Source organism: Streptomyces sp. TLI_171 (genome assembly GCF_003610255.1).
Taxonomy (GTDB): domain Bacteria; phylum Actinomycetota; class Actinomycetes; order Streptomycetales; family Streptomycetaceae; genus Kitasatospora.
The window spans coordinates 132353-150130 of the sequence record NZ_RAPS01000003.1; the positions used below are offsets into that span (position 1 = coordinate 132353).

General features: G+C 71.1%; 19 protein-coding genes. 3 read left to right on the forward strand and 16 right to left on the reverse strand.

Annotated elements, in window-relative coordinates; translation table 11 throughout:
- Window positions 1–27: 27 nt before the first annotated feature.
- Window positions 28–836, forward strand: a protein-coding gene (locus tag BX266_RS37790; protein WP_180290879.1) for an IS5 family transposase whose coding sequence is annotated in 2 segments (ribosomal slippage) — window positions 28–367 and window positions 367–836 — 810 coding nt in all. Because the reading frame shifts where the segments join, the coding sequence is not laid out codon by codon here.
- A gap of 244 nt (window positions 837–1080) precedes the next feature.
- The gene (locus BX266_RS37795; RefSeq protein WP_099908863.1) at window positions 1081–1920 is read left to right on the forward strand and encodes an IS5 family transposase; all 840 of its coding nucleotides are present in this window, start codon (window positions 1081–1083) and stop codon (window positions 1918–1920) included.
- Here the strand turns inward: BX266_RS37795 and BX266_RS37800 are convergent.
- From BX266_RS37800 to BX266_RS37880, 16 genes are all read right to left on the reverse strand, one after another.
- Window positions 1894–2328 (reverse strand): hypothetical protein, encoded by a 435-nt coding sequence (locus BX266_RS37800; RefSeq protein ID WP_099908864.1) that lies wholly within the window; start codon window positions 2326–2328, stop codon window positions 1894–1896. The two genes, BX266_RS37795 and BX266_RS37800, sit on opposite strands and share 27 nt — an antisense overlap.
- 412 nt (window positions 2329–2740) lie before the next feature.
- Window positions 2741–3067 carry a hypothetical protein gene (locus BX266_RS37810; protein WP_099908866.1) on the reverse strand — a complete coding sequence of 109 codons (327 nt, stop codon included), beginning with the start codon at window positions 3065–3067 and terminating at the stop codon, window positions 2741–2743.
- A 196-nt stretch (window positions 3068–3263) separates the two neighbouring features.
- The gene (locus tag BX266_RS37815) at window positions 3264–4118 is read right to left on the reverse strand and encodes a hypothetical protein (RefSeq protein ID WP_099908867.1); all 855 of its coding nucleotides are present in this window, start codon (window positions 4116–4118) and stop codon (window positions 3264–3266) included.
- 406 nt (window positions 4119–4524) lie between these two features.
- The gene (locus BX266_RS37820; RefSeq protein WP_099908868.1) at window positions 4525–5382 is read right to left on the reverse strand and encodes an N-6 DNA methylase; all 858 of its coding nucleotides are present in this window, start codon (window positions 5380–5382) and stop codon (window positions 4525–4527) included.
- Between the two features lie 147 nt (window positions 5383–5529).
- Window positions 5530–5775, reverse strand: coding sequence for a hypothetical protein (locus tag BX266_RS37825; RefSeq protein WP_099908869.1), 246 nt, complete (start codon window positions 5773–5775; stop codon window positions 5530–5532).
- A 208-nt stretch (window positions 5776–5983) separates the two neighbouring features.
- Window positions 5984–6697 (reverse strand): hypothetical protein, encoded by a 714-nt coding sequence (locus tag BX266_RS37830; RefSeq protein WP_099908870.1) that lies wholly within the window; start codon window positions 6695–6697, stop codon window positions 5984–5986.
- Window positions 6698–6918: 221 nt separating this feature from the next.
- The gene (locus tag BX266_RS37835) at window positions 6919–7284 is read right to left on the reverse strand and encodes a hypothetical protein (RefSeq protein ID WP_099908871.1); all 366 of its coding nucleotides are present in this window, start codon (window positions 7282–7284) and stop codon (window positions 6919–6921) included.
- Window positions 7285–7378: 94 nt separating this feature from the next.
- Window positions 7379–8746 carry a hypothetical protein gene (locus BX266_RS37840; RefSeq protein WP_099908872.1) on the reverse strand — a complete coding sequence of 456 codons (1368 nt, stop codon included), beginning with the start codon at window positions 8744–8746 and terminating at the stop codon, window positions 7379–7381.
- A complete protein-coding gene (locus BX266_RS37845; protein WP_099908873.1) occupies window positions 8739–9662 on the reverse strand; it encodes a hypothetical protein in 924 nt (307 codons plus the stop codon). Before BX266_RS37845 ends, BX266_RS37840 begins: the two co-directional genes overlap by 8 nt.
- A 61-nt stretch (window positions 9663–9723) precedes the next feature.
- Entirely contained in the window at window positions 9724–10173 is a 450-nt protein-coding gene (locus tag BX266_RS37850) for an ATP-binding protein (protein ID WP_099908874.1), read from the reverse strand.
- Window positions 10174–10456: 283 nt separating this feature from the next.
- Complete coding sequence (locus BX266_RS37855; RefSeq protein WP_099908875.1) at window positions 10457–12169, reverse strand: DNA cytosine methyltransferase; 1713 nt, start codon at window positions 12167–12169, stop codon at window positions 10457–10459.
- A 614-nt stretch (window positions 12170–12783) separates the two neighbouring features.
- A complete protein-coding gene (locus BX266_RS37860; protein WP_099908876.1) occupies window positions 12784–13083 on the reverse strand; it encodes a hypothetical protein in 300 nt (99 codons plus the stop codon).
- 78 nt (window positions 13084–13161) lie between these two features.
- Window positions 13162–13305, reverse strand: a complete 144-nt coding sequence (locus tag BX266_RS39250) for a hypothetical protein (RefSeq protein ID WP_183096899.1) — start codon at window positions 13303–13305, stop codon at window positions 13162–13164.
- 136 nt (window positions 13306–13441) lie between these two features.
- The gene (locus tag BX266_RS37870; RefSeq protein ID WP_099908878.1) at window positions 13442–13975 is read right to left on the reverse strand and encodes a hypothetical protein; all 534 of its coding nucleotides are present in this window, start codon (window positions 13973–13975) and stop codon (window positions 13442–13444) included.
- Window positions 13975–14499 carry a hypothetical protein gene (locus BX266_RS37875; RefSeq protein WP_099908879.1) on the reverse strand — a complete coding sequence of 175 codons (525 nt, stop codon included), beginning with the start codon at window positions 14497–14499 and terminating at the stop codon, window positions 13975–13977. Before BX266_RS37875 ends, BX266_RS37870 begins: the two co-directional genes overlap by 1 nt.
- 308 nt (window positions 14500–14807) lie before the next feature.
- On the reverse strand, window positions 14808–15947 hold the full coding sequence (locus BX266_RS37880; protein WP_259465249.1) for a phosphoadenosine phosphosulfate reductase family protein: 1140 nt from the start codon (window positions 15945–15947) through the stop codon (window positions 14808–14810).
- A 196-nt stretch (window positions 15948–16143) separates the two neighbouring features.
- On the opposite strand from BX266_RS37880, the gene BX266_RS37885 reads away from it, so the two are divergent.
- Window positions 16144–17763, forward strand: a complete 1620-nt coding sequence (locus tag BX266_RS37885; protein WP_099908881.1) for an ADP-ribosylglycohydrolase family protein — start codon at window positions 16144–16146, stop codon at window positions 17761–17763.
- The last annotated feature ends 15 nt before the right edge of the window (window positions 17764–17778 follow it).

Genomic DNA, 17778 nt, shown 5'->3' on the forward strand with positions numbered 1-17778 from the left:
AGGTGTTCGGGCGGCAGAGTGCTGCCTGTGTCGGATGATCTTGTGCCTGATGACTTGTGGGATCGGGTGGCCCCGTTGCTGCCGCCGCGTCCCGCGCGGCGCCATCGCTATCCGGGCCGCTTGCCGGCGGATGACCGCGCGGCCCTTCGCGGCATCGTGTACGTGCTGTGCAAGAGCGTGAGCTGGCGGGACGTGCCTGCGGAGCGGACCGGGTGCAGCGGGATCACGGCCTGGCGCCGGCTGCGGGACTGGACCGAGGCCGGCGTGTGGCCGCGCCTGCACGAGGTCCTTCTCGCCGAGCTGCGAACCGCGGGCCTGCTGGAGATGGACGACTGCGCGATCGACGGCTCGCACGTCAGGGCTCTGAAAGGGGGGCTCACACCGGACCTTCGCCGGTCGACCGGGCCAGGCCGGGCAGCAAACACCACCTGATCGTCGACCGCCACGGCACCCCGATCGCAGTCACCCTGACCGCCGGCAACCGCCACGACGTCACCCAGCTCCTGCCGCTCCTGGACGCGATCCCGCCGATCCGGGGACTGTGCGGACGCCCGCGGACACGGCCGCGCAGGCTGTTCGCCGACCGGGGCTACGACTTCGACAAGTACCGCCGCCTGCTTTGGAAGCGTGGGATCAAGCCGCTCATCGCCCGCCGCGGCGTCGCCCACGGCTCCGGACTCGGCAAGACCCGCTGGGTCGTCGAACGGACCTTCGCCTGGCTCCATCAGTTCAAACGCCTCCGCATCCGCTACGAGATACGCGCCGACCTCCACCTCAGCCTGCTCCAACTCGCCTGCAGCATCATCTGCTTGCGACGACTCCGAACCTCATTCTGAAACGATCAGTAACTGGGCGTTTCGCCCTTAGTCATGATGGTTCATCCAGATTTCTGGGGAGCTTGGGCTGCTGGCATTCGGTGACGCTTGGGGCCCTGGTGGCAGGAGTGCCGCTGTTGCGCCTATGTCCGCCGGAACTGCGCGGTTCCTCCTGTCTCGTCCCAAGAAGTCGAGCCCACGGGTTTTTGTCCCTCGGGTGCCGCGAGTCCTGGGCAGCAGGGCAATCCCGCAGTATGCCGTTGTCATGACGGATCGTCGACCGTATCCGAGCGACCTGTCCGACGCCCGCTGGGCTTTGGTCGAGCCCACCCTCACCGCCTGGCGCCGGGCCCGTACCGAGCGGGCCCTCGCGTTCGGCCGGCCTCCCGAGCACGAGCTGCGCGACCTGCTGGACGCAATCCTGTACGTCGACCGCACCGGCATCCCCTGGCGCTACCTCCCGCACGACTACCCGCCCTGGGAAACCGTCTACGCCTACTTCGCCCGATGGCAGAAGGAAGGCGTATTCGAGCAGCTCAACGGGCTGCTGAGGCGTCTGGTCCGCACCGCCGAGGGCCGCGGTCCGGAGCCGACAGCGTGCATTGTCGACTCGCAGAGTGTGAAGACCTCCACGAACGTCCCCACCTCCTCGCAGGGCGTCGACGTCGGCAAGAAGATCGTGGGCAGGAAGCGCAACATCGTCACCGACACGATCGGCCTGCTGCTGATGGTCCTGGTCACCGCCGCGAGTGTGCAGGACGGCGCCGCCGGCAAGCAGTTGCTGACCGCGGTCGCCACCGAGCACCCCACCATCCGCAAGGCCTGGACCGACATGGGCTACAAGAATGCCGTCGTCGAACACGGCGCCGCCCTCGGCATCGACGTCGAGATCGTCCGCCGCAACCCCGCCACCAGGGGATTCGTCGTCCAGCCCCGCCGCTGGGTCGTCGAACGGACCTTCGGCTGGCTCATGCACCACCGCCGTCTCGCCCGCGACTACGAAGCTCTCCCGGCCCGCTCCGAAGCCATGGTCCACGTCGCGATGATCAGCCTCATGACCCGTCGGCTCACCGGCGAATCAACCCCGACCTGGCGCGGAACATGAGCTCTGAACGCAGGGATGAAACGCCCAGTAAGAGCCGAGCGCGGTGGCGCAGACCATGAATCCGGCCAGGGAGGGCATGCGGTCGATGCTGAGCGGCTCCTCGGGCCGCGTCGCACCGACGGCCACCGACAGCGCGGTCATGTCCTCGTCCACGTAGTAGAGGCGGGCGTCGTCGAGCCGCTGCGACTCCTGCAGTGACAGGATGCGCGCCGCCGTCAGCGGGCCAGTGCGCCCCGGTACGTACGGGGTGTGGCGCTCGTCCCAGGACGCAACCCTGGGGGCGAGGAGCTCGTGAATCCGGCGCTGGCGGAAGTAGTCCCGGAGCTGGGTGCGCCAGACGGGGAGCCGGAGAGGGTCAGTGGCCCGCCATGTGGTGGTGGGAGCGGCGTCGAGGTTGGCGACGGGCATGCGTCCTCCCGGTTGGTGGGGTGCTGGGAGCGGTCGGCGGCCTCGTAGGAGGGGCCTGCGCGATCAGATGACAACTAGACTACATCTCTAACATTCATATTGCAATGCAATGTGTCGGGGTGACCAACCTGCGGATCCAGCCCACCCGGCACGGTCGCGGAGGTCGCCGGCTGGAAGCCCTGGCATGCGGGGAACGTCGGCAGAAGGTTGGGGCCAGGGCGGCGCTTCGAGGCACGGACGCGGCACTTGAGGCGGGGCCCGTGGTTTCCGGCGCGCTCGTAGAGGAAGGCGCAGTCGCCGCACACGGGCACCTCCCCCGGAGCGTCGGCCTTCAGCAGCGGGAGCAGGGTGGCGGGGTGGCGGTCCCGGTCGAAGTGGATCCGGGCGCTGCCCCGCCCCGGATGGGGCGAGTTCACGCTGCGGCCTCCTCGCGGGCGACTGTCCTGTCCGCGCAGTCGCCGTCGTCCGTGTGCAGCTCGTAGCACTCCTCGTCGGAACAGACGAGGTCGGCGGCGTCCTCGCCGTCGATGTGCGTCAGACCGGTGTCGTGTTCCATGTCCTCGTCGCCCGCGCCGAGGTGGACAGTGCAGCCGTCGTCCAGGGTGACGGTCAGCTCCTCCGGTGCGTACTCCCGGTGCAGCTGCATTGCCCGCGCGAGGGTCGGGGCGGTGATCGTCATGGTGACGGCGTATGTCTTGTCGAACGCGAACTCGCGCATCTGGGGATGCTCGATTTCCATGGAATTCCTCTCGGGCAGATTGTTGCCGGATGAATCTCTGAGCCGGCCGACTCGGGTGGCGGGCGGCGCTTTGCGCTGTCCCTGGCACGGCCGGGAGATGCGCGACGGTCAAGCGGTCGTCGACGGGGCAGCCCGGAGGCGAAGACGGCACCAGGCCGGCCCGCCTGCGCGATCGGCGGAGCCGGTCGGCTGGTGGTCAGCGGGTGATGCTGACCAGGACGATCACGCTGTCGGGGTCGAGAGCATCGAGGTAGAGGTTCGCCTCCCGGTGGTACGCCAGCGATGCCGCGGTGCGCGGACCGGGCCGGTGGCCGCCCTGCGGATCGGCCAGCCACACGCCGTCCACGGTCAGCAGCGCGCTCGCGGTCACCGCAACCAGTCCGGCCTCGTTGATGAGCCGATCGCGATTCGCGAGGAGAGTCGCGGGGGCCTCCGCCCCGGTTCCGGGCCGCTTTGCACGGGTGAGGGCAACCTGCGGCTGGACTGCCGGGTTGGTCCGCCCCGGCTCGGCGTCATCGTCCGCCAACGCGCGGATGCCGGGCACTCCGGCGGTGATCGCGGCCCACCGGTCGAACTGCTCGGCTGCGGCCCGCCGGGCCTCGCGCCAGCCCGCGTCCAAGTCGAGCAGGCGCAGCGGCCCGCCGTCGGCCCGCCCCTGCGCGCAGCCGGGCGAGCGGATCAGGCTGGCGGAGGCCTGGTCTGTCCCGGCCGCGACATGGAACATGCCGGAGAACGGCCCTCCGATCTCGTACTCCTGCCACTGGCCGTGCGGGTTCCAGTCGGTGAGCTCGAAGTACCGGACGACGCCGCCCGGACTCAGCTCGTGGCGCCAGTCGCGGTCGGTGCTCGCCGCCAGGAGGGCGATCACCGCATCCGGTGCCAAGTCCTGCCCTTCGTCGGCATCCGGGGCGAGCTCGTCGCACCAGTCGGTCCGTTCGTGCCACTGTTCGTCGGTGTAGAGGGAGGTCGGGTCCAGGGCCGCCTGCACGGCGGCTTCGACGTCCTCGGGATCGGTCGGGGGCAGGCAGACCAGCACGGGTGCGTACGACATGAAACGGCCTCCGTCTCGGTGGGTGTGGGTGGGGAGCGGATGTTTTGCGAGGAGGCGGGCCTTTGCGGCGGCGCGGTTGGCGGCACTGGTGATCCCCGGCGGCGTGGACGGCCGTGCCGCAACCCCCCAATGAAAACCATATTACATCATATATATTCATATTGCAATGCTGATGTCCCCGGCCGGTGGGGTCGACGTGCAGGTGCGGAGGCTCAGCGGGCGAGGCGGTGGTGGTATCTCCGGCCCTTCGCGGCGCTCGTTCTCCAGATCCGCGGCGCGGACACGGGCGATGTGCCACAGAACGGTCTCCCGCCCGCTCCGCCGGCGACACTGCTGCCCGGGGCGTGTCCAGGGCAGCCGCCGCGGCGTTCTCGACGTCGCCGGGAACCACACCGCCACGCGTACGTCAGGAGCGGACTCCTTCCCGGCGGGTGCGGGCGGTCGTCACGGGCCGGGCGGGACGATCCAGGCCTGCACGCAGGGCATCGCGGCGGGCGTAGGCCGCCGCGCGGTGCGCCAGAGCCGCGCCGACACCGGAGTCCGGCTCCCGGATCGCATCGGCGCGTGCCACCAGGACATCCGGGCCCAGCCGCCAGATCACGCTGTTCGCGACCAGCACCGCAGCTGACAGGGCGTCGATCTCCACCCCGATCCAGGTCTTCTCGGCCGGATCCTGGCCGCGGAACAGCAGATCGGCGGCAACGGCACGCCACAGCGCGCCCGAGCCGGCGGCCGGCTCCATGACGACGCCGTCGGCGGAATCGACCGCCAGGATCTCCGCCATCAGCACCGCTGCGCCCCGAGGGGTGTGGAAGGCGCCGACGGCGCCCTTGTCTGCCCGCCCGCGAAGCTGCTGCATGAGACGACCGAGCAGATCGGAGCCCAGGGCACGCTCGCGGTCGCCGGCGAACTCCAGGAGCCCCGTGCGGATGCAGGTCTGAGCGGCCAGCCGGGCGCCTGCAGCCTGCCACTCCTCGGGGGCGTCGAGCCAGCGCCGCAGCGGCCGCATCCTCTCGACGTGCGCGGGAAGCAGCCAGTACAGCTGCTGCCAGGCCCGGTCCAGCAGCTCGCACAGGTCGCCCGGGTCCAGGCAGGCCACGGTGCCCGCCAGAGACCCGGCGTCGGTGTCCAGGACGGGCAGGAACGCCATTGCCGCGACCGTGCCGACCACGACGTCGAGCCCAGCCGCGCCGTGATCGGCGGTCCAGACTGCCGAGACGGTGTCGGCGATGAGGCGTGCGTGGTCATCGGCGTTCTGCGGCATCAGCATCCGGCGGGCCGCGGAGGACTGGAACAGGGGAATCGCGGCGACTTCGGCAGCCGTGTAGTGCGTCAGGACGTGCTCCGATCCGGTGAAGGCAGCGGGGTGGGGGCGGCCGCGGCGGAGGAGCCGCAGCCGCGGGCGGATACGTCAGGGCTTCGCCTCGTCGGCGACCGGGGTGAGCCGCGTCCAGACCTGGAGGAACGCGCCGGCCTGCTGGATCTCGGCCTGCCAGTAGAACCCTGCGGGGTCTTCCACCAGCTCCGGGTCGGCGGGCATGAGGGCCGCGGCCTGATCGACACGGAGCATCCGGCCGACGTCGTCGGCGCTGTAGGACGGCACCTGGAGGCAGGCGCGGGCCGTCGGGCCGACCACCGCCCGAAGGGGGAACGGCACCGCGGCGATGGCTTCGGCGAGCGCTCCGGCGGCGCGCAGAACTCGGCCAGAGCGGCGGTGGAGTGAGAGGCGTCGGTGCGGACGGTGGCGGTCACGGGTGCACCCCGTCGTCCTCGACGGGGAAGGGGCGGACGAACGGCTGCTCGCAGCTCATACCTGGTCCTCCAGGGGCAGGTGGGCGGTGAATGCTGGGGATTGGTGACGAAGGTCAGCTGCGCCGCAGCCGCCGCAGCCGGAGGGCGAGGGCGGCATCGGCGGCGTCGCGGTCGGCGACCCGATCGGTGACCCTGCGCTCGCCGCCCTCGCCGGTGACCACCACGCTGCCGCCCGTGCGCCACGTCGCGGTGGCCCACAGCTGCCCGGCGCTGTCCCGCATCAGGCGGTGCACGGCGAGGGCACCCGTCGCCACGGACCACCTGAGCTCCTCGGCCTGGGCCGCGAGTTCCTCCAGCCGGAACCGCGACTGGCAGCCGCCGGGCAGCGGGGTGAACTGCCGCGCCCAGGGGCCGCCGAGCGCGTGGTCGAGCTCGGCGGGGGTGCGGGTGACAGCGAGGATCTCGGCCAGCTGGGCACGGGAGAAGAGCGGGGAGACGGTCTCGTTCTCAGGCGCTACGTCCTGCCGGTACGCGCCGAGGGCGGGGTGGTGGAGGAGGAGCAGGCCCGGACCGTCCTCGCTGGGTCCACCGATGACGGCGAAGCCGGCGTGCGGCGCGGCGTCGGCGAGGGCGGCGAACGCCTCGCGCAGCTCGTCGGCGTACCACTCGCTGTCGGTGCCCATCAGGCCGAGGGGCAGGCAGGTGCCGTCCTCGTGATGCGGGCACCAGGAGCCGATCGAGGCGGCGTCCAGGGCCTGGAAGAGGGGGCCGACCTGGTGGGGCGGGCAGGAGGCGAGGGCGAAGGTGAGCGGAATGTCGCCGGACACGGTGTCCTCCAGGAGGAGTGCGAAAAGAAGCGGGGGAGCGAGGCGGGGCTGAGGCAGAAGGTCAGCGGTGACGGTGGGGTGCCTCGTGGCGTGCGTCGTCGTGCTTCCGGAGTGCGGCCGTCACAGGAACGGAGGCATGAAGGAGTGCCGCGTCTCCCGGACAGGGAACGGAATTCGGCGGTGAGCACCGCCTCGCAGGATCCAATCTACGCTAAGAATGGTCATAGTGCAATGCAGTAGCGACCCATCTGCCCGCGACTGCACTGCGGACTCGTGCCGCGACCGCAGATCCCCGCGACCAGCTCCATCTGTGCGGCGTTCTTCTCGGCCCAGCCGTACGCGCGCTCCTCGTGCGACGTGCGACTGTCCATGATCCCGCTTGGCGTCCCAGGCCATTCCGAAGGCCTGCGGAGGTCGTAGCGGTTGTTTCTCCACCCGAGCCAGATCTCGCGGTGCGCGGGGCACTCCTTCACATGCTCGGGCATCCGCACGCCGAGCGGGCTGCCCCAGTCGTGCTGCAGGGGGTAGCAGCCCTGCAGTCTCGCCTGCTCGAAGATCTGACGTGAACGGGCTGCGTCGTCGGTCATGCCGTCTCCTCGAACTGCCGTGTGGCCGAGTCGCGATAGTGGGGATCCCAGTCGGTGCAGGCGGTCGTGGCGCGGGCCCAGCGGCCGAACACGGTCAGGCCGGAAGCCCGAGATCGGCGACGCGCCGCCACACCGTGGGGAAGTTGCGCCGTTCCTTCTCCACGGCCGTGGCGGGCGCGCAGACCAGGAACTCCTCGGCGACGCCGAAGCGCATCGGGTCGGGGAGCCGGCGCATGTAGAGGCGATCGATAGGCACGCCGTGGCGCCGCTCCCGTTCCAGGGCCGCGCCCGCCTGCACGGCCTCCTCCCGCAGCCGGCCGGCGCACCCCGTCCGGGTCCCAGTCGCCACGATCGTCAGCGACCGCCACGCCGTCCCCTTGAGCGCACGGTCGCGGCAGCCGAGCTCGATGCAGTCGTCCCGGTGCTCCTCCCGGCACGCCTCGACACGGCCTGCGGTGTAGATCCGCCGCACCCGGTACAGCGCCCACTCCTGGGCCGGATCGTTCAGCAGCGCCTCGAACTCACCGAGCGCCGCAGCGTTCCCGTCTGCGGCGACCAGGGCGTGCAGCGGTTGCTTGTTCGGGTACAGCGACCCGTGCTCGTTCAGCGCCATGGACACGTACTCCAGGCGCATCGCCCGCGCTGCGGCGGAGGGCTCCTTGCGCAGCCGCAGCAGGTGCTCAGGCATCGACCCGCAGGAGAGGCTGTAGGTACAGAAGAAGCAAGCCGACCGCTCCCAGGCTCTGCCGGTGACCTCCTCCACCCTGCGCATGACGTCATCCCGGCTGCGCCCGGTCCGTACGAGCGGGTAGTCCAGGGAGACCGCGGCCGGCCCCGGCTTCGCCTTGGCCTGTGCCTTCTCGGACTTCAGAGCCCGGCCAGCCTCCGAAGCGTTGTAGCCGATCGCTGTGCTGACACTCGCGCCGGCGAAGGCGTCGGCGACGAAGCCGTTGAGCACGTGAGCCTTGAACTTCAACGAGCACGTGTTGCCGCCGGCGGCCTGGACGACAGTGCCTCCGGTCTCCAACTCGTCCAGGAGCGTGAAGCGCCCGCGCCGGTGGAGCCGGTAGGGCGCGCGAGTGTCGGACAGGACCTCATAGCCGTCGGTCAGGCTGCGCCCCCGGCGGGCGACCTCGACGAAGCGGACGCCGCGCTCCCGGAGCCGGGGCAGGATCACCTGCTCCACCAGGGTGTAGGTGCTGTCGAACTCGCTGCCGACGACCGCGTGGACGACGACCAGGTCCGACAGGTCGGGTTCCAGGCCGTATCTCTCCGGGTCCCGCAGGTACTCCAGCAGGATGTCCGTCGAGTCGTAGCCCAGGCCGTACGACAACGTCTTGTATCGGGCGGCGCGGAAGCGGGCGAACGACTCCCGGAGCCGGGCCTCGTCCAGGACGATCTCCGGCTCCGGCTCGGCCGCCGGGAGGTCGAGCTCGAACAGGGGCAGTGTCGGCTCACTCATGCCCGACGCCTCCCAGGGCGTCGGGGTTGATCAGGCGCAGGCTCCCGCGCAGCGCGGCGAGCTGCCGCAAGGTGCGGTTGCGCTCATTGATCAGCTTCGCCTTCTCGGCGGCGGCGCGGTCGGGGCCGTCGCCTTCGCGCAGCGTGTCGCCGCACCACACCAGCACCCGCGGACCCAGCTCCCACAGGATCGAGCAGCAGGCCGCGACCGCGGCGGAGGTCTGGTCCAGGTCGGTCATCGCCCAGGAGAAGTCGGCCGGGTTCAGCCCCCGGTCGTACAGATGGAGGGCCAGGGCGCGGATCATCGCGCCGGTGCCGCTGGTGGGGTCGTGGAAGGCCTGCCCGGGCGTGATGTCCTTGGCCTGCTCCACCAGGAGGAACCTGCTCATCAGCGCCGCCATGTCGGGCGGCGTCGGGAACTCCGCGAGCGCCTGCCGCTCGCCTCCGGAGCGCATGAGCGTCACCATCCAGCCCAGAACGTCGGTGTCGGTGCGCGCCCAGGCGTCTCCGCTGCTGACGAGCTCCAGCACACCCTCGGTGATCGCCGTGCGTATCACTGCCTTCACCGCCGGCATGGCCGCGGTGCGCACGGCGTCGTCGTTCAGCCAGTTGTGGAGCGGCGCGGCGCGGTGGATGAGGTCGGGACGCTGGATCCACCAGCGGGCCCAGCACTCGCGCAGCGCCGCGGCGAGCTGCTCCTCGTCCAGGGAGAGCCACCAGCTGCCCTGCATCCAGGCGTCGGGTCCCTTGATCGGCCACAGGGCCAGGGCGGCGACGGCGCCGATGGGAATCTGGACGCGCGCGCCTCCGCGTTCGCGGTACCAGGAGTCGGCGCATGCGCTGGCGATGGCGAAGTCGGCTGCGTGCCGCGGGCCCCGCGGGAAGTAGCGGGACGGAGTCGGGGTGGGCGGGGTCATGGAACTCCTCGGCAGGTCGAATGGGGACGGGCCCCAGCGGAAGGGCTGGGGCCCTCGGAAATCAGGCGGCGGGGTTCGGGAGCCGGCAGCAGACCTGCTTGCCCAGGGCGGTCACCTTCACGTCCACCGGCCCGGCGCCCAGCGCCTCCACCAGCGGCAGCCCCCGTCCGGAGACGGCCCAGGGCCCGGGCATCGGCGTTGCGGCGAGAAGCGAGTGGCTGACGTCCGGGTCGTGGACGGCGAGGCTGATGGAGGCCTCGCCCACGCGGACCACGGCAACCACCGGGGCGTGGGGCCCGCACGCCTCCAGCGCATTGGTCAGCAACTCGGTCATCAGCAGCTGGGCGGCGTAGACGGTGTCCGGCTGCGCGTGGCCATGAAGGAGGGCGTGGACCTGGCGGCGGACGTCGCCGAGGACGTCACCGGTCACGCAGAGGTGGAGCCGGAAGCCCCGTGCGAGCGGTACCAGGTACCAGCCGGGGCGGTTGCTGACGGAGTCGGCTGCGGGCATTAAGGGGCCTCCGCTACGTGGGAACCACTGAGGGGGCGCGCTGCGCGCGAAGCCGGCCGGGCTTGCGCCACGACCGAGCCGACAGCCAATCTACATCCATTGAATTTATATTGCAATGCATATGCTGGCTGCAGCCTACCTGCGAGCCGCACGGGGACGGCGCCCCGCCCGGCAGACGCCACACGGCCAAGCGGTCGGGGCGGGGGGACCTCAGCCGCCCCCGCGCCGACCCTCCTGCGCGACCGGCGGCGGCCGAGGTGTGCCCTCCGCCGGGTTGGGGGCCTCAGGCGCCGTGGAGAGCGGCGCGCAGGCGGGCCCCGATCCAGGCCCCGACCTGAGGGGACACGGCGTTGCCGTACCCGTCGACCTGGCTGCGAGCTGCACCCCAGACGATGAACGAACCCTTGTAGCCGGCGAAGTCGACGTCGAAACCGCAGCCCCGTCCGATCTCGTGCGGCTGCATCATGCGGAAGTGGCACTCCTCCAGGCGCAGCTCACTGAGTGCGGCCCGCCACTCGGCCGCGAGGACGCCGGTGGTGTCGTGGGCGGTGAGGGCGCCGAAGGGGTCGGCCAGGAGGTGCGGCGCGGTCTCGTTGCCGGTGGAGCCGTTCTGCTTGTACCAGCCGGCGAACAGCAGACCGGGGATCTGATCGGCGGTGACGGTCGGCATCGCCTCGGCGTGCGTCTGGGGGAGGGTGTTCTTGCGGAACGGCAGCACCCCTGCGGACAGGATCCCCATCGTCTCCGAGCCGCCCTGCGTAGGCAGGGGCTCGTGGACGCCCCGCGGGCCGCCCTGGAAGTTGTCGACGGCGAGCAGGACCGCCTTGTCGTGGGCCGTCTCTGCGGTGTCCAGCGGCAGGGCGAGGCTGCGCCCGGCCCCGGTCAGCCGGTGCGTGGCCGCCACGGTGCCGGCCGACAGGATGGCCGCCTCCTGCTGGCTGGTCTGTGTGGCCAGGGGCTGCCACAAGTGCCGCTCGCTGCCGTGCACCCCCTTGGCCGGCATCAGGACGGCGGGGAACTCGGCGAAGCGCTGCAGGCACCGCTGCGCGCGGGCCATCGTCGACGGGGCGAGGGGCCGGGTGCGGTCGCCGATGCGGGTGCCGAGGTCGCTCAGGTCGAGGGCGGCGAGCGACGGGGCCGCCGGGGGGACGACCGGGCGGTGGCAGCTCGGGCACCGGTACTCGTACTGCTGGCCGTAGCGCACCGTCCCGGTCGGGGTGGGCCCGGTCTTCCAGGACCAAACGGCATCGACGTCCTTGTCGCAGGCGTGGCAGCGCGCCACCGGCCGGAAGTCGAGGTCGGGTTCGGGGATGGACTTGTCCCAGAACACCCAGTAGGCCCGGTCGCGGGACTGCGGGACGCCGAAGTGCATCGAGTTCAGGTACAGGACCTTGTGCCGGTAGCCGAGGTTCTCGAACTGCCGGAGCCACCAGCGGTAGGTGGAGCCGTCCCCGACCTTCGGGCGGCCGGGCAGGGCCGGTCCCCAGGAGGTGAGTTCGGTGGTGCACTCGACGAGGATCATTCGCGGGTGGTGCTGGGCTACGTAGTGCAGGACGCAGTTCGCGGTGGCGCGGTCGCGCTCGGACTTGGTGACCCGTGCCTCGAAGTCCGGGTCGTCGAAGTCGAACAGGGACAGGCCCTGCTCGTACGCCTTCTTCGTGTTGGCCTGCGAGTGGTTGACGCAGGAGACGCCGGCGACCAGGAGGTCGGCGGCGGGCAGGTCTCGGGCGGAGTGGTAGTCGGCCGCGTCGGGGTCGACCAGGTCCGCGATCCAGTGCTCCGCGTGCGGGTGGTTCGCCTCGTGGACCTCGACCTTGTAGCGGTTGTGGTTGGCGGCCATGATCGTGGTGAACCCGGCCATCTCGATGCCACGGGTCAGGCCCCCGAATCCGGAGAACAGGTCGACCGCGACGAGGTCGTCGTGGCGGAAGCGGCGGCGCCTGGTGGCGGGCCTGTGGGTGGCTGTGCGAGTGGCCGTCTTCTTCGGCTTGCCCATGACGCGGAGCCCTCTCTCGGTCGGTTGGAGTGGCGGCGGTGCAGGGGTGCTGGTCCCCGGCGGAAGGCGACCTGAGGTGCCGGCTGGGCCCAGTGCGGCGGAGCCTGCTCTGGGCGTGCGGGGCGTTGCGGGGGAGTCCTGAGGCGCGTGCTGTGCGCGAAGTCGGCTGGCCTCGGGCCACGGCCGACAGGCAGCCAAAGTACATTGTAAATGCTTAAAATGCAATGCACGGGATGAGGGGCTGGCTTGGCTGCGCAGTCCCGAGCGGTGTCCGGCGGGTCGGGGATGCTGCGCGCGCTCCGGGGGCCGCCCCGGCTGCTGGGCTCGGCGACGAGCGCTTCGGAGGGCGGCTCACCTGCGGCGTCTGCGAGATGTGGGGCGGACCGCCGACTGGAAGCGCCGTGCAGCCGGCCGTCGACCTCGCAGGCTTGCCCGAGCCAACCGTCCGTCGGTTGGGCGGGATGCGTCGATCGCGGCGTGCAGTCGATGGGCGGCTGGGCGGTGAATGCGCGGGTGTGGAACGGCCGCCGGCCGGACCCGTGGCGGGTCCGGCCGGCGGTGGGCGGCGGAGAGGGGCTGTGGTGCGGCCGCGGCAGACGCGGTGCCGCAGGGGGTCAGCGCGCGGTGTCCATGGCGCGCCGCTCCTGCTCGGCCTCGGTGACGACCTCGACGCCGACGGCCGGGTGGTCGCTGAGGTCGGCCGGCGCCGCGGCCAGGACGAGGGCGACGGCGATCTGGGCGGCCTCGGCGACGCCGGTGGCGGTGACGCTGAGGATCACGCCGAGGTTGCCGTTGCTGACGGTCGTGGTGTTGACCGCATATTCGGAGAGCGCGCCAAGCACGTGGTCATGGGCCTCGTCGGAGACGTTGGTTGCGTCGATCTCGACCAGGACGCTCCAGGTCTGAGTGGTCATCGGGTTCCTCCTGGTCGGGGCGTGCCGTTTCGTGCAGGGGGTGAAGGCCCGCCGGTGTCCCGGCGGGCCCGTGGTGGTTCAGCGCTTCCAGACGAACCCGGCCTTGCGGAGCACGGCGATGGTGTTCAGCCAGGTGCGGCGGTCGGAGGGCGTGCCCGCCAAGGTGGCGATCCGCTGACCGTTCCGGCGAACGATCTGGTGACCGCTCTTGGAAGGTGTCACCTCGAACCCTTGCGTCTCAAGGGCCTTGGTCAGCTCCCGCAAGTCCTTCTTCACTGGCTACCTCCGCAAGCTCCCCGTGGGCGTCCGCCGCCCTTACGAGAACTACTTTACAGTGAAAAGGTTCATTTTGCAATGCCTATGGGTCCTTCCTGGTCACACGCCCGATGCCGCGTGCGCCCATGCCGGGCTGATCGACGATGTAGTCGTACACCGTCTTGCGGAACCACATCTCCTCGTAGACCTCGGGATCGATCCCGTCGCCTTCACACCGGTCGGCGGCCGGGATCTGGCCGCGGCTCCGATAGGCCTGCATCGTGCCCCGGGCGACCGCTCGGCCACGATTGAAGTTGCCCAGGAGGGTGCGGAAGTCGTCCAAGTCCAGCAGGTCCGTCGGGTTGCCGTCGGGGAGCCTGCTCAGCGCCGCCTGTCGCGCGGCCGCCGGCCCTTCATGGGCGCCGATCCACACTCGCTCCTCGTGCTCACGCACCCAGCCGTCGACCGCTGCCTGGTCGAACCGTTCCACCTCGCGCCCGCGGCCGGCCCCTGCGGCATCCGCCCGCTGTGCAGAGGGGAAGCCCGCCTGGGCAATCCACCCAGCAACGACGTTGGCGCCGACGCCGTACATCGCCCGGATCTCCTGCCGGGACACGAGCCTGCGCTCGGGGCTCATCACGACTCCCCCCGCTCAGCGCCCTCGGAAACCGCGACGCGAGTGGCCGACAACTGTCGGCTGGCGTGGATGTGCGAGCGAACCGTGGACCAGTACCAGCCGACGCTGTCGACAGCCGGCTCGTGCCCGTCGTCCGGCCGTCGGTCCGCTGGCGGCACGAAGCCCCTGGCCTCGTACGAGCGGATGGTGGTCGCCGGCACCGCCCGCTTGTCCTCCGGCAGGTTCGGGCGCAGGTGACTCAGTAGTTCTCCGAACCGGTTGGCGTCCAGCAACTCCCTCTCCGGGAGCTCGGGCAGGTCGAGCGGGTTCCGGATCCCCTTGCGGAGCTGGGCGTAGGCCCAGGCGCCGGGATTGTTGAGCCGCATCCACTTCTCGACCAGGGCGGGATCCCAGCGGCCCTTCTTGACGGGCGGTGGGAACGTCACGTCCTTCGTCCACCGGCGGGCAGCCTGCTCCTCGACGTCGTACCGCGCCGCGATCGCCCGCACCGGCATCGGCAGCGGAGCGTGCTCCTGCTCAGTCATTCGACGTCTCCAGATTCGGCCGGTTGCTGGCCGGTAGGGAAATCCCGCAGGGGCGGGTGCGCCACAAACCTTACAGGCAGAAATGCCTTTCTACAATGCAATGGGGCTTGATGCGACCGGTCTGCGCTACCCTCCGACCGCGTCGCGAAGGACCTCGCGCAGCTGCTCAAGAGTGGTGCGGCAGCTGGCGACGAACGCCAGCCGACTGACCGGGCAGCGTTGTCGCGGCCGAAAGGAATCGGGGTGCGGTCGCGGGGCACCGCGCCGCGACGCTGCCTAGAAAGCGGGCCGTGCGAGCAACTGCGGAGTCAGGCCGCGCAGGCCAGGCGCTGCTCCCAGCGCCGACAGGCGTCCTCGCCGAGATGGCGCCGGACGGCGTCGCCCCGGCTCCAGACGAGCGGGCCGTCCAGCGCGTCGAGCATCCGGGCGGCCGCGACCACCCCGGCGAGGGTCTGGCTGGGTTTGAAGGTGTGGCCGATTCGGCGCTCCAGGTCGACGTACACCCCGGGAATGGGCAGGCCGAGGGCGAAGCAGACCCGGGTGGCGAGCACGAGCGCGGCATCCGGCGCCAAGATGCAGTACGCACACGATAGGCGATCGAGGCCGGTGTCGTAGATCGGGTGGTACTCCAACCCATGCTCGCTGATCTCCGACCATACGTCCGCCGCGGAAAGGTGATGGATGATGTTCCAGGTCAGCACGAGGCGCTTGCCGCTGCTGGCGCGGGAGTCGATGGACAGCGGGGCCTTCTTGGCCCGGGCCGCCGACTCGCCGCCGCGGACGCCATAGACCGAAACGATCAGCGCCTGCTCGTCCAACCCGAGCGCGGCCGTGATCCGCGTGTAGATCGGGGCCAGCTCGTCGCGCTTCAGCGACGACGTACACAGCCGGCGCTTGGCGTCAGGAAACATGCGGCGCTTCTCGACCATCCCGACGAAGCCGCCGTCGGCGGCCACGACCAGGAAGCTCAGGCCGTAGCGTTCGGCCTGCCGCTGCGCCAACTCCCGCACGCCCGGCCACTCGGTGTCGGGCCCGAGGTCGGCGTGGACGACGACCAGCTTGTGCAGGCACCCGGCGCGCTTCGCGGCCTGGACCGCCCGGTGCAGCCCGACCACCGAGTCTTTCCCGGCCGAACTGTGGTAGATCACGGCGTCGGCCCGGCGCACCAACTCCACGGGGTCGGCAGCGAGTTCCGCGAGGACCGCGTCGGCGGCCGACCTGGCGGAACCGCGGAAGGCGGCGCCGCGGCATGTCCGCCACGCCGACCGCCAGGCTGCCTGCTGCGCCCTGGCCCGGTTCCGTGCGGAGCGCAGTCGGGCGTGGCCGGCGCGGAGGTCATGGCCCGCCTCGGGCTTTCGGCGGGTTGCGTTGCGGGCGGTGCGCACGGCGCCGCTGGTCTGGATGCCCAGCCTGAGCTGGTCCAGCAGCGTCTGGACGGGATCGGACACGTGAGTCTCCAGGCGTAACGCTCCGACGGAGCGGGGTGCGGGAGGGATCAGGAGTTAGTCAATCTACATTGCTATTTGTCATCTTGCAATGTTTGGCCTATGCTCATAGTGTCACCATGACGAATTGAATCGACGGGGTCGACGGCCCTCCGCCCGGACACGTCCCCCGCGTCCGTCGGATCTACGAGGAGACCTGATGCCGAACCGCCGCGTCAGCACCCGCCGCCCCGCACCGCGGCGGCCGCTGCTGACCGAGATCCGCACCGACCGCGCCGCCGGCGTCCTTCTCGCCGCTGCAGCTGGTGACGCTCTCGGCGTCCACTACGAGGGCCAGGGCACGATGCACCCCGACCAGCAGCCGAAGATGCTCGGCGGCGGCTACGGCCCGTACCGGCCCGGCGAATACAGCGACGACACGCAGATGCAGTGGTGCATCGCCGACGTCGCCGCCACCGGAGCCGATCTGCGCAGCCCGGCCGCCCTCGACGCCATCGCCGCCAACTTCCTGATCTGGCTTCGCGACGGAGCCACGGACGTCGGCATCCAGACCAGGACCGTCCTCGGCATGACCGAGCGGGCGCACGCCGAATCCGACGAGCCGCTGCACCAGGTGATGACCCGCCAGGCCACCGCCCAGTACAAGCGGACCGGCCTCGGCGCAGGCAACGGAGCCCTCATGAGGACCGGCACCGTCGCCCTCGCCCACCTCGACAACCCGCGCGCCATGGCCGAAGCGGCCCGCGCGGTCAGCGACCTGACCCACGGCGACCAGCTCAGCGCCGAGGCGTGCATCCTGTGGTGCTCCGGCATTCGCACCGCCGTCCTCGACGGCACCTTCGACGGCGTCCGCGCCGGAGTGGCCCTGCTCCCCGAGAACCGCCGCGCCCAGTGGGCCGCCTGGCTCGACGAGGCCGAGAGCCGCCCTCCGCACACCTTCGCCAACAAGAACGGCTTCGTCGTCGTGGCGCTCCAGGCCGCATGGGCCTCCATCACCCAGACCCCCGTACCCGCAGCCGACCCCGCCAACGGCTCCTTCGCCAGCCAGCACCTCCAGCTCGCCCTGGAGAACGCCGTACGCATCGGCCGCGACACCGACACCGTCGCCGCGATCGCCGGAGCGCTCCTCGGCGCGCGCTGGGGCGGATCGGCCGTGCCGCTCCACTGGCAGCGCCTGCTCCACGGCTGGCCCAGCCAGGACGCCTCCGACCTGGTCAGCCTCGCAGTCCTGACGGTGAACCAGGGCGGTGACGACTCCAGCGGCTGGCCCCGGGGTGAGCGGATGCCGCACCCGCAGGTTGGGGGAGGGCCGTTCGCCGTCCTCCACCCGCACGACCCCGGACTGATCATCGGCAACCTCGCCCAGACCGCCGTCGACGGCCCCGCGCCGGTCGACGCCGTCGTCAGCCTCTGCCGGGTCGGCTCTGGCCCGATCCTGACCCAGTCCGGAGTCGAGCACATCCGGGTCTGGCTGGTCGACCGCGCCGGAGCCAACGCGGACACCGCGTTCGTCGTGGACCAGGCCGCACGGATCGTCCGGCAGCTGCGTCAGGAGGGGAAGCGGGTGTACCTCCACTGCGTGGCCGGTCGCAGTCGCACCCCCGCCGTTGCCGCCCGCTACAGCTGCCTGCTCACCGGCAAGAGCCCCGCCGACGCGCTCGCCGACGTGCACACAGCCCTGGGGTGGTGGCGGCTGGACCACAACCGCGACCTGTTCGAAGCGATCTACCGGCTCGCCGGGCACCGTCCCCCGAGCTCGACCCGCGTCGGCCGGCCGCGCCCCGGCCGCTTCGACCCGCACCCGGACCTGGCCTGGTAGCAGACGACACGCAGA

What these genes read in the sequence shown, in the direction of transcription:
- BX266_RS37795 (WP_099908863.1), top strand. Translation starts at nt 1,081, where the DNA reads ATGACGGATCGTCGACCGTATCCGAGCGACCTGTCCGACGCCCGCTGG.
- BX266_RS37800 (WP_099908864.1), bottom strand. Translation starts at nt 2,328, where the DNA reads ATGCCCGTCGCCAACCTCGACGCCGCTCCCACCACCACATGGCGGGCC.
- BX266_RS37810 (WP_099908866.1), bottom strand. Translation starts at nt 3,067, where the DNA reads ATGGAAATCGAGCATCCCCAGATGCGCGAGTTCGCGTTCGACAAGACA.
- BX266_RS37815 (WP_099908867.1), bottom strand. Translation starts at nt 4,118, where the DNA reads ATGTCGTACGCACCCGTGCTGGTCTGCCTGCCCCCGACCGATCCCGAG.
- BX266_RS37820 (WP_099908868.1), bottom strand. Translation starts at nt 5,382, where the DNA reads ATGCCGCAGAACGCCGATGACCACGCACGCCTCATCGCCGACACCGTC.
- BX266_RS37835 (WP_099908871.1), bottom strand. Translation starts at nt 7,284, where the DNA reads ATGACCGACGACGCAGCCCGTTCACGTCAGATCTTCGAGCAGGCGAGA.
- BX266_RS37840 (WP_099908872.1), bottom strand. Translation starts at nt 8,746, where the DNA reads ATGAGTGAGCCGACACTGCCCCTGTTCGAGCTCGACCTCCCGGCGGCC.
- BX266_RS37845 (WP_099908873.1), bottom strand. Translation starts at nt 9,662, where the DNA reads ATGACCCCGCCCACCCCGACTCCGTCCCGCTACTTCCCGCGGGGCCCG.
- BX266_RS37850 (WP_099908874.1), bottom strand. Translation starts at nt 10,173, where the DNA reads ATGCCCGCAGCCGACTCCGTCAGCAACCGCCCCGGCTGGTACCTGGTA.
- BX266_RS37855 (WP_099908875.1), bottom strand. Translation starts at nt 12,169, where the DNA reads ATGGGCAAGCCGAAGAAGACGGCCACTCGCACAGCCACCCACAGGCCC.
- BX266_RS37860 (WP_099908876.1), bottom strand. Translation starts at nt 13,083, where the DNA reads ATGACCACTCAGACCTGGAGCGTCCTGGTCGAGATCGACGCAACCAAC.
- BX266_RS37870 (WP_099908878.1), bottom strand. Translation starts at nt 13,975, where the DNA reads ATGAGCCCCGAGCGCAGGCTCGTGTCCCGGCAGGAGATCCGGGCGATG.
- BX266_RS37875 (WP_099908879.1), bottom strand. Translation starts at nt 14,499, where the DNA reads ATGACTGAGCAGGAGCACGCTCCGCTGCCGATGCCGGTGCGGGCGATC.
- BX266_RS37885 (WP_099908881.1), top strand. Translation starts at nt 16,144, where the DNA reads ATGCCGAACCGCCGCGTCAGCACCCGCCGCCCCGCACCGCGGCGGCCG.